This window comes from Modestobacter marinus (genome assembly GCF_019799945.1).
Classification (GTDB): domain Bacteria; phylum Actinomycetota; class Actinomycetes; order Mycobacteriales; family Geodermatophilaceae; genus Modestobacter; species Modestobacter marinus_B.
In genome coordinates this window covers 296,473-309,704 of record NZ_JABGCH010000001.1, presented here as the reverse complement: position 1 = coordinate 309,704, position 13,232 = coordinate 296,473, and the positions used below count along the sequence as shown (strand labels likewise).

At 75.1% G+C, this 13,232-nt stretch carries 13 protein-coding genes; 6 read left to right on the top strand and 7 right to left on the bottom strand.

The features are described 5' to 3' along the window. The first annotated feature begins 85 nt into the window (after positions 1–85). The gene (locus HK417_RS01475; RefSeq protein ID WP_308123304.1) at positions 86–1,366 is read left to right on the top strand and encodes a DUF445 domain-containing protein; all 1,281 of its coding nucleotides are present in this window, start codon (positions 86–88) and stop codon (positions 1,364–1,366) included. A 24-nt stretch (positions 1,367–1,390) separates the two neighbouring features. On the opposite strand, the gene rlmB is transcribed toward HK417_RS01475, so the two are convergent. Genes rlmB through HK417_RS01450 form a run of 5 tightly spaced genes read right to left on the bottom strand, consistent with a single transcriptional unit; the run spans position 1,391 to position 5,454 of the window. Beyond that, positions 1,391–2,371 carry a 23S rRNA (guanosine(2251)-2'-O)-methyltransferase RlmB gene (gene rlmB / locus HK417_RS01470; RefSeq protein ID WP_261325571.1) on the bottom strand — a complete coding sequence of 327 codons (981 nt, stop codon included), beginning with the start codon at positions 2,369–2,371 and terminating at the stop codon, positions 1,391–1,393. After that, positions 2,353–3,780, bottom strand: coding sequence for a cysteine--tRNA ligase (gene cysS / locus HK417_RS01465; RefSeq protein ID WP_222262554.1), 1,428 nt, complete (start codon positions 3,778–3,780; stop codon positions 2,353–2,355). The genes rlmB and cysS overlap by 19 nt, the downstream gene beginning before the upstream one ends. Further along, a complete protein-coding gene (ispF, locus tag HK417_RS01460) occupies positions 3,777–4,271 on the bottom strand; it encodes a 2-C-methyl-D-erythritol 2,4-cyclodiphosphate synthase (RefSeq protein WP_222262552.1) in 495 nt (164 codons plus the stop codon). The genes cysS and ispF overlap by 4 nt, the downstream gene beginning before the upstream one ends. Continuing rightward, positions 4,268–4,933 (bottom strand): 2-C-methyl-D-erythritol 4-phosphate cytidylyltransferase, encoded by a 666-nt coding sequence (gene ispD, locus HK417_RS01455; RefSeq protein ID WP_222262550.1) that lies wholly within the window; start codon positions 4,931–4,933, stop codon positions 4,268–4,270. Before ispD ends, ispF begins: the two co-directional genes overlap by 4 nt. Before the next feature lie 38 nt (positions 4,934–4,971). Then, positions 4,972–5,454 (bottom strand): CarD family transcriptional regulator, encoded by a 483-nt coding sequence (locus HK417_RS01450; protein ID WP_091929357.1) that lies wholly within the window; start codon positions 5,452–5,454, stop codon positions 4,972–4,974. A gap of 130 nt (positions 5,455–5,584) precedes the next feature. Here HK417_RS01450 and HK417_RS01445 point away from each other — a divergent pair, with 130 nt between their 5' ends. Further along, the gene (locus HK417_RS01445; RefSeq protein ID WP_308123303.1) at positions 5,585–6,445 is read left to right on the top strand and encodes a UbiA family prenyltransferase; all 861 of its coding nucleotides are present in this window, start codon (positions 5,585–5,587) and stop codon (positions 6,443–6,445) included. On the opposite strand, the gene HK417_RS01440 is transcribed toward HK417_RS01445, so the two are convergent. After that, the gene (locus tag HK417_RS01440) at positions 6,442–8,019 is read right to left on the bottom strand and encodes a cryptochrome/photolyase family protein (RefSeq protein WP_222262546.1); all 1,578 of its coding nucleotides are present in this window, start codon (positions 8,017–8,019) and stop codon (positions 6,442–6,444) included. The two genes, HK417_RS01445 and HK417_RS01440, sit on opposite strands and share 4 nt — an antisense overlap. A gap of 101 nt (positions 8,020–8,120) precedes the next feature. Between HK417_RS01440 and HK417_RS01435 the strand changes: the two genes are divergently transcribed. The 3 genes from HK417_RS01435 to disA all read left to right on the top strand — a co-directional run bounded on the left by HK417_RS01435 (position 8,121) and on the right by disA (position 11,333). Then, positions 8,121–8,711 (top strand): copper chaperone PCu(A)C, encoded by a 591-nt coding sequence (locus HK417_RS01435; protein WP_222262544.1) that lies wholly within the window; start codon positions 8,121–8,123, stop codon positions 8,709–8,711. A gap of 58 nt (positions 8,712–8,769) precedes the next feature. Continuing rightward, a complete protein-coding gene (gene radA, locus HK417_RS01430; protein ID WP_308123302.1) occupies positions 8,770–10,137 on the top strand; it encodes a DNA repair protein RadA in 1,368 nt (455 codons plus the stop codon). A 113-nt stretch (positions 10,138–10,250) separates the two neighbouring features. Then, entirely contained in the window at positions 10,251–11,333 is a 1,083-nt protein-coding gene (gene disA, locus HK417_RS01425; protein WP_222262542.1) for a DNA integrity scanning diadenylate cyclase DisA, read from the top strand. A 40-nt stretch (positions 11,334–11,373) separates the two neighbouring features. Here the strand turns inward: disA and HK417_RS01420 are convergent, their stop codons facing one another. Further along, positions 11,374–12,045, bottom strand: a complete 672-nt coding sequence (locus HK417_RS01420) for a MucR family transcriptional regulator (protein ID WP_222262541.1) — start codon at positions 12,043–12,045, stop codon at positions 11,374–11,376. 171 nt (positions 12,046–12,216) lie between these two features. Between HK417_RS01420 and HK417_RS01415 the strand changes: the two genes are divergently transcribed. Continuing rightward, positions 12,217–13,119 carry an A/G-specific adenine glycosylase gene (locus tag HK417_RS01415; RefSeq protein WP_308123301.1) on the top strand — a complete coding sequence of 301 codons (903 nt, stop codon included), beginning with the start codon at positions 12,217–12,219 and terminating at the stop codon, positions 13,117–13,119. The last annotated feature ends 113 nt before the right edge of the window (positions 13,120–13,232 follow it).

Below are 13,232 nucleotides of genomic sequence, written 5' to 3'. Positions count from 1 at the left end.
CAGGGCAGAATGGACCGACGACCTCGGAGCGGCCCCCCCGCGGCCCCGGGGTCGTCCTCCGTCCCGACCACCTAGGCTCGGTCGGGTGCCCGGCTCTCCGCTGACCGTCCCCCTGGCCGGCTCGCTCGACGACCCGGCGCGGGCGCGCGACCTGCAGAAGATGAAGCGGTTGGCCACCGGCCTGTTCGGGGTGGCCGCCGTCGTCTTCCTGATCTGCGTGCTGCTCGGCGAGGAGACCGGCGCCTGGGTCGGGTACGTGCGGGCCACCGCGGAGGCGTCCATGGTGGGCGCGCTCGCCGACTGGTTCGCCGTCACCGCGCTCTTCCGGCACCCGATGCGGCTGCCGATCCCGCACACCGCGATCATCCCGCGCAAGAAGGACCAGATCGGCGCGAGCCTGGGCACCTTCGTGCAGGAGAACTTCCTGACCCCCGCGGTGGTCGAGCAGCGGATCGCGCACGTCGACGTCCCCGGTCGGCTCGGGGCCTTGCTGGCCGCGCCCGGCCGCGCCGAGCGGCTCGCCGGCGACGCCGGTGCGGCGCTGGGAGCGGTCGCCGACCTGATCGCCGACGACGACGTCCAGCCCGCCGTGGCCGCGTTCGTGGATCGGAAGCTGCGGGAAACCCCGTCCGCCCCGGCGCTGGCCCGGGTGATCGAGCTGGCGATCGACGGCGACCGCCACCAGGAGGTCCTCTCCGCGGGCCTGATGGGCCTGTCCCGCTTCCTGTCCGAGAACCGCGTCGTCTTCCGCGCCCGGCTCGGGGACGCCTCACCGGCCTGGGTGCCCGACTGGGTCGACGACCGGGTGTTCGACCGGGTCTTCGACCTGCTGCAGCGGTTCCTGGCCGAGGTCGGCGAGGACCCGCGCCACGAGCTGCGCCGCAGCTACGACCAGCGGCTGCGGGCGTACGTGCACGCGCTGCGCACCGACCCGGCGACCGCCGCCCGCGTGGAGCACTTCAAGGAAGAGGTGCTCGACCACCCGGCGGTCCGGCACTGGTCGGGGTCTCTGTGGGGCACGGTGAAGGCCTCCGTCGTCACCGCCGCCGCCGATCCGGACTCCGAGCTGCGGGCCCGGCTGGTCGCGCTGATCCGGCGCGCCGCCAAGTTCCTGGAGGAGGACCCGACGGTGCGGGAACTGGTGCAGCGGCAGAGCCAGCGGATCGCCGGCTACGTCGTCGACCGCTTCGCCGGCGACGTCGCGGAGCTGGTGGGCAGCACGGTCGCCCGCTGGGACACCGAGGAGACCAGCCGCCGGATCGAGCTGCAGGTGGGCCGCGACCTGCAGTGGATCCGGGTCAACGGCACCGTGGTCGGCGGCCTGGCCGGCCTGGTGATCTACACGGTGGCCCAGCTCCTGTCCTGACCGGCGAGGAGCAGGGAGAGCCGCCTAGCGTCGGGCGGTCGCCGCCGCGAACAGCGCGATCCCGGCCGCGACGCTGACGTTCAGCGACTCGGTGTCCCGGGCGATCGGGATGGAGACGACGACGTCGCAGTGCTCGCGGACCAGCCGGGACAGCCCCGCGCCCTCCGCGCCGACCACGAGCGCGACCGGGTCGGCGAAGCCGCTGTAGTCGTGGATGCTCATGTCGCCGTCCGCGGCCAGGCCCACGGTGAGCAGGCCCTGGTCCTGGTAGGACGCCAGCGTGCGTGACAGGTTGGTGGCCCGGGCCACCTTGAGGCGGGCCGCGGCCCCGGCGCTGGTGCGCCAGGCCGAGCCGGTCATGCCGACCGCGCGGCGCTGCGGCACCACGACGCCGTGCGCGTCGAACGCCGCGGCCGACCGGATGATCGCGCCGAGGTTGCGCGGGTCGGTCACGCCGTCGAGCGCCACCAGCAGCGGCGCGCGACCGGAGTTGCGGGCGATGTCGAGCAGGTCGTCCGGGTGCGCGTAGTCGTACGGCGGCACCATCAGCCCGATGCCCTGGTGCAGCGCACCGTCGGACATCCGGTCGAACTCGGCCTTGCCCACCTCGAGCAGCGGCAGCCCACGGTCGGCGGCCAGCTGCACCGACTCGGCGATCCGCTCGTCGGTGCCGCCGCGGGAGGTGTCGCCGGTGACCACGTACAGGGCGGTCGCCGGGATCTGCGCGCGGAGCGCCTCCAGCACCGGGTTGCGGCCCAGCAGCAGCTCTGGGGACTCCTCGCTGCGGCGCTGGGCCCGGGCCCGGTTGTCCTGGCGGGCGGCCGATGCCTGGGCCTTCCGGTAGGCCGGGTGGTGCGGTCGCGCCGAAGCCGGTGGGGTCGCCCCCCGGCCGGCCAGCGACCTGCGGTTCTTGCCGCCGGTGCCGGTGGTGGCGGTCTTCTTGCCGGCGCCGGCCGAGCGGCCGCGTCGTTGGCTGTTGCCGGCCATCAGGTGGTCAGCTCCCATCGTGTGCCCTGGGGGGTGTCCTCGACCTGCACGCCCAGGGCGCCGAGCTGGTCACGGATGGCGTCGGCCGCCGCATAGTCCTTGCGCGCGCGAGCGGCTGCGCGCTGCTCGAGGGCCAGCGACACCAGGCCGTCGGTGACGTCGGCCAGCCGGCCGCCGTCTCCGGCCCGGGTCCACTGCGGGTCGAGCGGATCGAGCCCGAGCACGCCGAGCATGGCGCGCACCGCGCCCAGGGCACCGGCCACCGCCTCGTCGTCGCCCGCGGCCAGTGCGGTGTTGCCCTCGCGGACCATCTCGTGGACCGCCGCCACCGCGGCCGGCGTGCCCAGGTCGTCGTCCAGGGCGGCGGTGAAGTCGGCGGGCAGCACCGGCTTGCCGGTGCAAGCACCGTCCCACCCCACCGCCCCGGACCCGACCCGCTCCCCCGCCCGGCGCACGAACGACTCGAGTCGCCGGTAGGCGGCGCCGGCCTCCTCGAGGGCGGCCTCGGTGAACTCGATCGTCGACCGGTAGTGCGGGGCCACCAGGTAGTAGCGGAGCTCGACCGGGCGCACCCGCTGCACGACCTCGTCGACCAGCGCGGTGTTGCCCAGCGACTTGCTCATCTTCTCGCCGCCGAGGGTGACCCAGCCGTTGTGCACCCAGTACCGGGCGAACCCGTCGCCGGCCGCACGCGACTGCGCCTGCTCGTTCTCGTGGTGCGGGAAGCGCAGGTCCAGGCCGCCCCCGTGCACGTCGAACTCCGCACCGAGGTACTTCTCGGCCATCGCCGAGCACTCCAGGTGCCAGCCAGGCCGGCCACGTCCCCATGGCGTGGGCCAGGAGGCGGTCTCCGGCTCGCCGGGCTTGTGCGCCTTCCACAGCGCGAAGTCGCGGGGGTCCCGCTTGCGCACGTCGGTCTCGGTGTCGGCGGCGGGCTGCAGGTCGGCCAGCTTCTGGCCGGTGAGCTCGCCGTACGGCGGGAAGGACCCGACGTCGAAGTAGACGTCGCCGTCGGCGGCGTAGGCGTGCCCGCGGGCGATCAGCCGCTCGATCAGCTCCACCATCTCCGGCACGTGGCCGGTGGCGCGCGGCTCGTAGCTGGGCGGCAGCACGCCGAGCACGTCGTAGGCCCGGGTGCAGGCCCGCTCGTTGTCGTACGCCCACGCCCACCACGGCTCCCCCGCGGCGGCGGCCTTGGCGAGGATCTTGTCGTCGATGTCGGTGATGTTGCGGACGTAGGTGACCTCGAAGCGCCTGGCGGTGAGCCAGCGTCGCAGCACGTCGAACACGAGCGCGGCCCGGACGTGCCCGATGTGCGGCGGGCCCTGGACGGTGAGGCCGCAGACGTACATGGAGACCCGTCCCGCACGCAGGGGCGTGAAGTCGCGCACGGCACGCGCGGCCGTGTCGTACAGGCGGAGGCTCACCGTGCGGAGTCTACGGACCCCGCCCGGACCACCAGCGCGGTCGCCACCGCAGCACGGCCCTCACCCCGGCCGGTGAGCCCCAGCCCGTCGGTGGTGGTGGCGGTGACGCTGACCGGGGCGCCGAGCGCCGCGGACAGCACCGCCTCGGCCTCCGCCCTGCGCGGCGATGCCTTCGGGGTGTTCCCGATCAGCTGCACCGAGGCGTTGCCGATCGTCCAGCCGGCGTCCGCGAGGACGGTCCGGACGTGCGCGAGGACGTCGACCCCGCGGGCACCGGCCCAGCGCGGGTCGTCGGTGCCCAGCAGGCCGCCGACGTCCCCCAGGCCGGCGGCGGAGAGGACGGCGTCGGTGAGGGCGTGCGCGACGACGTCGCCGTCGGAGTGCCCGGCGCACCCGTCGGCGTCCGGCCACTCCAGGCCGGCCAGCCAGCACGCCCGGCCGGGCTCGATCGGGTGCACGTCGGTACCGACCCCGACCCGCGGCAGCGTCACCGGACCACCTGCAGTTCTGCCATCCGCAGGTCATGAGCGACGGTGATCTTGGCGGCGCGCTCGTCACCGTCGACCGTGTGCACCGGGATGCCGGCGGCCCGCACCACGGAGGCGTCGTCGGTGAACTCGGTGGCAGCGCCGTGCAGCCGGGCGTAGGCGTCCACGAGGGTCGCGCGGTCGAAGCCCTGCGGGGTCTGCACGCGGCGCAGCGGCGGGCGCGGCACGTCACCGGTGACGACGCCGTCCCCGTCGACCACGACCGTGGTGTCGACGACCGGCAGCACCGGCACCACCGCCCGCGCCCCACCGGCCAGCGCGCGCAGCACCCGGGCGACGACCTCGGGTGGGGTCAGCGGCCGGGCGGCGTCGTGCACGAGGACCGCGTCCGCCTGCTCGCGGGCGGCTGCGAGCGCGGCCCGGACCGAGGCGGTGCGGGTGTCGCCGCCGACCACGACCGCGACGTCGGCGGGGAGGACGGCGGTGAAGGCGACCTGCTGTGGCTCCGGCACGGCCACGACGACCTCGTCGACCCCGCCGGCCCGCAGCGACTCGACCGCCCAGCAGACCAGCGGCCGGCCACCCAGCCGGACCAGCGCCTTCGGCAGCTCTGCCCCCAGACGCAGACCACTCCCGGCCGCTGCGACGATGCCGACAGCGTGCACGGGAGTGGTCTGGGTGGAACTACGTGGAGCGGGGTCGCTCAGGAGGCCAGGACCTCGTCGAGGAGCACCTCGGCCTTGTCCTCGTTGGTCCCCTCGGCGAGCGCGAGCTCGCTGACCAGGATCTGACGGGCCTTAGACAGCATCCGCTTCTCGCCCGCGGACAGGCCGCGGTCCTTGTCGCGCCGCCAGAGGTCACGCACGACCTCGGCGACCTTGTTCACGTCACCGGACGCGAGCTTCTCGAGGTTGGCCTTGTACCGGCGCGACCAGTTGGTCGGCTCCTCGGTGTGGGGGGCACGCAGGACCTCGAAGACCCGGTTCAGGCCCTCTTGACCGACGACGTCGCGGACGCCCACGATCTCCGCGTTGTCAGCCGGGACACGTACGGTCAGGTCGCCCTGGGCGACCTTGAGCACGAGGTAGGCCTTCTCTTCGCCCTTGATGGTCCGCTTCTCGATCGCCTCGATGAGCGCAGCGCCGTGGTGCGGGTAGACGACGGTCTCGCCGACAGTGAAGCCCATGTGTGTGTGACCCCTTTCGCTCAGACCAGGATACCACGGCAGAATGCCGCCCGGCTCGTCGATGTCCGACAAACGCGCAGGTCAGCGGCTCGACCGAGGTCAACGCGGGGTTGACAGGGAGGGGGTCGGTGTGCCTGGACGGGACCTCGCCGGTCGCCGGAGCGCCCTGCGGACGGCGGCGGCGCTCGCCCGGGCGACCCACCTGCAGCCCGCGCTGGCGGTCACGACGGTCGCCGTGCTGCTCGCCGTCGCGGCCGGCGCCGGCCCGGCGCGCACCGCGCTGCTGGGCGCGGCCGTGCTCACCGGCCAGGCCTCGATCGGCTGGTGCAACGACTGGCTCGACGCCGACCGGGACCGGGCCGTGGCACGCTCCGACAAGCCCGTCGTCCAGGGCGTGGTCACCCCGGCCGGGTTGCGCACCGGGGCGTTCGTCGCACTGGCGGTGTCCGTCGTCCTCTCACTGCTGCTCGGCATCGTCCCGGGCCTCCTGCTGCTGGTGCTCGTAGCCAGCGGCTGGGCCTACGACCTGGGCCTCAAGCGGACGGCCCTCTCCCCCGTGCCGTACCTGACCGGCTTCGGCGCCCTCCCCGCGGGCGTGGTCGCCGCCGCTCCCGGCGGCGCGGCGGCGCCCTGGTGGCTGGTCGCGGCCGGCGCCGCGCTCGGCGGGGCGGCGCACGTCGCCAACGTGGCCCCGGACGTCGACGACGACCTGGGCACCGGCGTCCGCGGGCTCCCCCACCGGGTCGGGCCGGTCGTCTCCGCGGTGGCCGGCGCGGTGCTGCTCGGCACCGCGTCCCTGCTCCTGGTCCTCGGCCCCGCCGGGCCGCCCACCGTCCTGGGCTGGCTGGCCTGCGCGCTGGCCGCGCCGGCCGTCGTCCTCGCCGCGCTCGCCGGCAGCCCCCGGGCGCGGCGGCTGGCGTTCCCCGCCGTGATGCTGCTGACCGTGCTGGACGTCGTGCTGCTGCTGACCGGCGGCGCGTCGCTCAACTAGGGCGGGTCGGTCCCGCGCAGCCCCTCCTGCTCGACGACCGCGTCCAGGTCGCGCAGCCGGCCCAGCCCGGCCAGCGGCTGGCGCATCCGCCGGTTGCCGGCCAGCCGTTCCCGGTTGCGGTCGAGGAAGGCCCAGTAGCCCGCGGTGTACGGGCAGGCGTCGTCCCCGAGGCGCTTCCTCGGGTCGTACCGGCAGCCGCCGCAGTAGTCGCTCATCCGGTCGATGTAGGCGCCGCCGGCCGCGTAGGGCTTGGTCGCCAGCACCCCGCCGTCGGCGTGCTGGCTCATCCCGACCACGTTGGCCACCATCACCCAGTCGTAGCCGTCGACGAAGACCCGGTGGAACCAGTCCGTCATCGCCAGCGGCTCGATGCCGCGCTGCAGGGCGTAGTTGCCCAGCACTATCAGCCGCGGGATGTGGTGCACCCAGCCGCGCTCCCGGACGTCGGCTAGCACGTGCGACAGGCAGTTGGCGTGCACGGCCTCCGCGTCGAGCTCGGCGAGCCAGGCCGGCACCTCCTCGGTCGCCTGCAGGGCGTTGCCGTGGCGGTAGTCGCGGCCCAGGTGCCAGTAGAGGTGCCACATCCAGTCGCGCCACCCCATCACCTGGCGGACGAACCCCTCCACGGAGTTCAGCGGCAGCGGGTCACCGGCGGCGACCGAGTCCCGGTACGCCTGCTCGGCGCGGTGGACGACGTCGAGCGGGTCGACCAGCCCGAGGTTCAGCGCGGCCGACAGCATCGAGTGCGCCAGCCAGGGGTCGCCGGCGAGCATGGCGTCCTCGTGCGGGCCGAACGCCGGCAGCCGGTGGGTGAGGAAGTCCGCCAGCCGACGCTCCGCCTCCGCGGCGGTGACCGGGAACAGCCGGGGCCCGTCGTCGCCGACGAAGGCCACGTCGCCCTCGGCCGCCCACCGGTACAGGTCCGCCCGCACCTGCTCATCGATCTCGTCCTCGACCGGCAGCCAGGGCGGCGGGGCGGGCGACCGCCCGTCGGCCGGCGGGGGCTCGCGGTTCTCGGCATCGAGGTTCCAGGTGCCGCCGACCGGCTCGGTGCCATCCATCAGGACGTCGTGGAACCGCCGCGCCGCGCGGTAGAAGTCGTCCATCAGCAGGCGCTGCCGCGGCCGCAGCGCGGCCCAGCGCCGGAAGTCGGCCTGCCGGGTGACGAAGCCCCGCGCCTCGAGCACCTGCACACCCGGCCGCGCCAGGACCAGGTCCCGCGCCGGCCAGGTGGTGGGGGCGCACACCGACAGCGGGTCCCCCACCCGGTCGAGGGCCTCCCCGTAGGTGCCGGTCCGCAGGAACAGCGCCTGGTCACCCAGCTCGGCCGCGCGGTGCCGCAGCGCCGACAGCAGCAGGTGCGCCTTCTGCCGGTGGAAGCGGCGCCGGCGGAAGACGGCGCGGGACTCGACGAGCAGCACCGGCTGGTCCGGCGCGTCGAGGAAGTGCGGGCCGAGCTGGTCGGCGAAGCACCAGCGGCGGGTCCCGGGCGCCTGAACTGGGAAGTCGGCCAGCGCCGGGTCGTCGGGTGCCGCGGGCACGCCGGCCGGGCCCGACGAACGTCGTGTCTCCATCGACGTCACCTCCGAGCGGACATCCTGAGGTGACCGTTAGGCTCACCGCGACTCGTACCACCCGTCCGCGGTGGACGTCATGTCTCTCGGAGGTCGACGCTGTGAACCGCGCACTGCGCGCTGCCGCGATGAGTGCCCTGCTGCTCTCTCCGGCCGTGCTGACTGCCTGCAGTGCTGGTCAGGTCTCGCAGACCGCCACGCAGGAGCAGAACCTGGGGAACGCCGCCGACGTGGGTCCGCTGGCCCTCCGCGGCCTCCAGCTGGCCTACCCGACCGGCGGGGTGTACGCCCCCGGCACCGACGCCCGGCTGATCGGGACGGTGGCCAGCTCGGCCACGGTCGACGACACCCTCGTGGGCATCGAGGGCGACGGCTTCACCGACGTGGCCGTCGTCGACCCCTCCGCCCCCGCGGCGGGTGCCGGTGCGGCCGGCCAGCTCTCGATCGACGTGCCGGCCGGCGGCGCGGTGACCATGGGCACCGGCCAGGGCCCCTCGGTGACGCTCGTGGGCCTCAGCGAGGAGCTCACCGTCGGCCAGTACCTCGACGTCACGTTCACCTTCGAGGAGGCCGGCGCGGTGACCGTCGCCGTCCCCGTCGGGGTGGCGAGCCGGGACCTGCCGCGCGGCGAGGCGTTCGACTTCCACGAGGAGGGCGGCGCCGCGGAGCAGGGCGAGGGCGAGGGCGAGTGACCCGCCGCCGTACTGCTCGCTCCCCGCTCCTGTCGTACCCCGCCGTCACCATGGCGGAGTGCCTTCCTCCGGCGTGAAGTCCGCCCGCCCCGCCCACCGCTGCACCGACTGCGGCTACGCCTCCGCCAAGTGGGTCGGCCGGTGCCCCGAGTGCCAGGCCTGGGGCACCGTGCAGGAGCTGGGCGCGGTCGCCGCACCGCTGCGCGCGGTCAGCGCCGGGCCGGTCACCGCCAGGGCCCGCCCGATCGCCCAGGTCGAGCTGGCCGGGGCCCGGGCCGTCCCCACCGGCATCCCGGAGTTCGACCGGGTGCTCGGCGGCGGGCTGGTGCCCGGCGCCGTCCTGCTGGTCGCAGGGGAGCCGGGCGTCGGCAAGTCCACGCTGCTGCTGGAGGTCGCGCACAAGGTCGCCGCGGCCAACGGCCCCACGCTGGTCGTCTCCGGCGAGGAGTCCGCCGCCCAGGTCCGGCTGCGGGCCGAGCGCATCGGCGCCCTGCACGACGAGCTGTACCTCGCGGCGGAGACCGAGCTGTCCGCCGTCCTCTCCCACGTCGAGGAGCTGGACCCCTCCCTGCTGGTCCTCGACAGCGTCCAGACGGTGCGCTCTCCCGCGGTCGACGGCACCGACGGCGGCGCCACCCAGGTGCGTGCGGTGGCCAGCGCGCTCATCGCGGTGGCCAAGTCCCGCGGGATGACCACGATCCTCGTGGGGCACGTGACCAAGGACGGCGCGATCGCCGGCCCCCGCGCCCTGGAGCACCTCGTCGACGTCGTCATCTCCTTCGACGGCGAGCGGCACTCGACCCTGCGGCTGATCCGGGCGACGAAGAACCGGTTCGGCCCGGCCGACGAGATCGGCTGCTTCGAGATCGCCGACAACGGGGTCGTCGGCGTGCCCGACCCCTCGCACCTGTTCGTCTCCCGCCGGTCCGCCCCGGTCCCGGGCAGCTGCGTGACCGTGACCATGGAGGGCAGCCGGCCGCTGCTGGCCGAGGTCCAGGCGCTCGTGGCCACCTCCGGTGGTGGCGGGTCGCCGCGCCGGGCGGTCAGCGGCCTGGACTCCCAGCGGGTCGCGATGGTCAACGCCGTCGTCGAGCGCCGCGGCGGCGTCCGGCTCGGTGACGCCGACGTCTTCGCCGCCTCGGTGGGCGGGGTGCGGATCGTCGAGCCCGCGGCCGACCTGGCCCTGGCCCTGGCCATCGCCTCGGCGTCCAAGGACCGCCCGCTCCCCGGCGGGCTGGTGGCGATCGGCGAGGTCGGGCTGTCCGGGGAGATCCGCCGGGTCGGCGGCACCGGACGGCGGCTGGCCGAGGCCGCGCGCCAGGGCTACACGGCGGCCCTCGTCCCCGAGGACAGCGGTCCGGCGCCCAAGGGCATGCGGCTGATCGAGGTCCCCGACCTCGGGACGGCGTTCGCCCGGCTGTGGTGAACGCCACGTCCACGGCACGCCTGCGCGAGCCCGCGGGAGGAGCCACCGTGTCCGGGGCCGCAGGGGGTCCACGTAGACTCGGCGCCGGTACAACCCGACCGTCAGGAGCGCTCGTGCCCCCCGCTGTGGACCCCGAGGTTGCACTGCGGGAACTGCTCGGCCGGATCGCCCCCGGCACCGCGCTGCGGGACGGCCTCGAGCGGATCCTGGCCGGCCGGACCGGTGCGCTGATCGTCCTGGGCTACGACCGGGTCGTCGAGTCGCTGTGCACCGGCGGGTTCGCGCTGGACGTCGCCATTTCGGCCACCCGGCTGCGTGAGCTGGCCAAGATGGACGGCGCGGTCATCCTCTCCACGGACGGCACCCGGATCGTGCGGGCCGGCGTCCACCTGATGCCCGACCCGACCATCCCGACCGAGGAGTCCGGCACCCGGCACCGCACCTCCGAGCGGGTCGCGCTGCAGACCGACTTCCCGGTCATCTCGGTCAGCCAGTCGATGCACATCATCTCCGTGTACGTCGCCGGCCGGCGGTACACGCTGGAGCACCCCACCACCATCCTGGCCCGCGCCAACCAGGCGCTGGCGGCGCTGGAGCGGTACAAGCTCCGGCTCGACGAGGTGGCCAGCACGCTCTCCGCCCTGGAGATCGAGGACCTGGTGACGGTGCGCGACGCGATGAGCGTCAGCCAGCGCCTGGAGATGGTCCGCCGCATCGCCGACGAGATCGAGGGGTTCGTCGTCGAGCTGGGCACCGACGGCCGGCTGCTCGCGTTGCAGCTGGACGAGATGCTGGCCGGGGTCGAGGAGGACCGCGGGCTGCTGGTCCGCGACTACCTGCCCAGCGGGCGGCGCAACCTCACCGGCGAGGAGGTCCTCGGCGCGCTGCGGGGGCTGTCGGCCACCGAGCTCCTCGACCTGTCCGCGGTCGCCCGCTGCTACGGCCTGCCCACCGCCCCCGACGCCCTGGACTCCCCCGTCAGCCCCCGGGGTTACCGGCTGCTGGCCCGGGTGCCCCGGCTGCCCGCCGGGATCATCGACCGGCTGGTCACCCACTTCGGAGGGCTGCAGAAGCTGCTCGCCGCCACCATCGAGGACCTCCTGGCCGTCGACGGTGTCGGCGAGGCCCGCGCCCGCGGCATCCGAGAGGGCCTGTCCCGGCTCGCCGAGACCTCCATCCTCGACCGCTACTCCTGAAGAACCCCGCCGCTCCTGGCCCCTGCAGAGGGGTCCTTCTTCAGGTGAGGGTGAGGGCTGCGTCCGGGCTGGTCTTGGTGTCCAGCCGCGCCCGCAGCACGTACTGACCCGGCGGCAGGGCCGCCCGGTCCCCGGCACAGCCAGGCTCGCTGCCCAGCCCGCTCCAGAGCACCGAGAAGTCCGCGGCCTCACCCGGGGCCAGTGTCCGGACGTCCGAGCCGGCCTCCGGGAAGCAGTCGTTGCTCCCCCACAGCCGGGTGCCGGCGCCGTCGAGCAGGACGACCTCCTGCAGCCCCTTGTCCAGGGTCCGCACGCAGGAGACCGGCGCGACGTTGGTCACCACCAGGTGGAAGGTCGGCTTGCTCCCCACCGGTGCCGAGGCGGGGTCGGATCGCACCTCGACGCTGATCATGTCGTCGGTGCACGGACCGCCCTCGACCGGCCCCGGGGCGACGGGCTCCGGCACGCCGGTGGGCGCCGGTGTGGTCGTCGGCAGCTCGACGGCGGCGAGCGAGGGCACCACCTGGTCCAGGACCGGCGGCGCGGGAGCGGGGCCTGTCGCGGCGGTCGCCGTGCTCTCCTCCGGGTCGCTCCCCATCGCGGCGGCGGTCACCCAGCCGCCCCCGCCCAGGAGGCCCACCGCGCACCCCAGCACGAGCAGGCGGCGCCGCCAGTAGACGACGGCGGGCAACGGGCCGACGGGGTGAAGCACACGCTGACGCTAACCAACCCGATCCGCGGCGCCGCACGCGCCACGCCAGCACGAGCGCACCACGTCCGCGCAGGTCACGCCGTCCTCACCCGCTGCGCTACGCTCGGTACCGCCCGTGACGAACGGGTCCCTCCACCGCTCGCCCGGATGCCCGAGGCAGACTGGGCCCTCGTGAGCGCGCTCCCCGACGAGACCCCGCCGGCCTCCCCCGACCCGGTGGGCGAGGTCATCGTCGACTGGTACGCGGGGGCCGCGCGGGACCTGCCGTGGCGGGCACCCGGCACCGACCCGTGGGCCGTCCTGGTCAGCGAGGTCATGCTCCAGCAGACCCCGGTGGCCCGGGTGGAGCCGGTCTGGCGTACCTGGCTGGAACGCTGGCCCACCCCCGCCGCGCTGGCCGCCGCGAGCCCCGCGGAGGTCATCCGGGCCTGGGGCAAGCTCGGGTACCCCCGCCGGGCACTGCGGCTGCGGGAGGCGGCCGTCGCCCTGGTGGAGCGGCACGGCGGGGTCGTGCCGGCGGACGTGGCCCAGCTCGAGGCCCTCCCGGGGGTGGGCACCTACACGGCCCGCGCGGTCAGCTGCTTCGGCCACGGCCGGCGGCAGCCCGTCGTCGACACCAACGTGCGCCGGGTGGTGGCCCGGCTCCTGCACGGCCGGGCGGAGGCCGCTCCCGCCCGCGCCACGGACCTCACCGACGTGGCCACGCTCGCCCCCGACGACGACGCCCGTGCGGTCCGCTTCTCCGTCGCGGTCATGGAGCTCGGCGCCCTGGTCTGCGTGGCCGGCACGCCGCGCTGCGGGGTGTGCCCGGTCCGGGACCGCTGCACCTGGCGGCTCTCCGGGAGCCCCGCCCACGAGGGGCCGCCGCGGCGGGTGCAGAGGTTCGCCGGCACCGACCGGCAGGTGCGCGGGCGGCTGCTGGACGTGCTGCGGGCCGCGCACGAACCGGTGGTCGCCGATGCCCTCGTGCCGGCCTGGGACGACGCCGTCCAGCGGTCCCGCTGCCTGGACTCGCTGCTCGTGGACGGCCTGGTGGTGCAGACCGAGGACGGCCGCTTCTCCCTGCCGGACTAGCGGCGCCGGCCCGCCACACGCGGCAGGGGCCGCCCACCGCTCCGATGAGCGGTGGACGGCCCCTGCTGGATCCCGTCCAGAGGCCCACCCCGAGCCTGCGAGGGGTGAGGAGG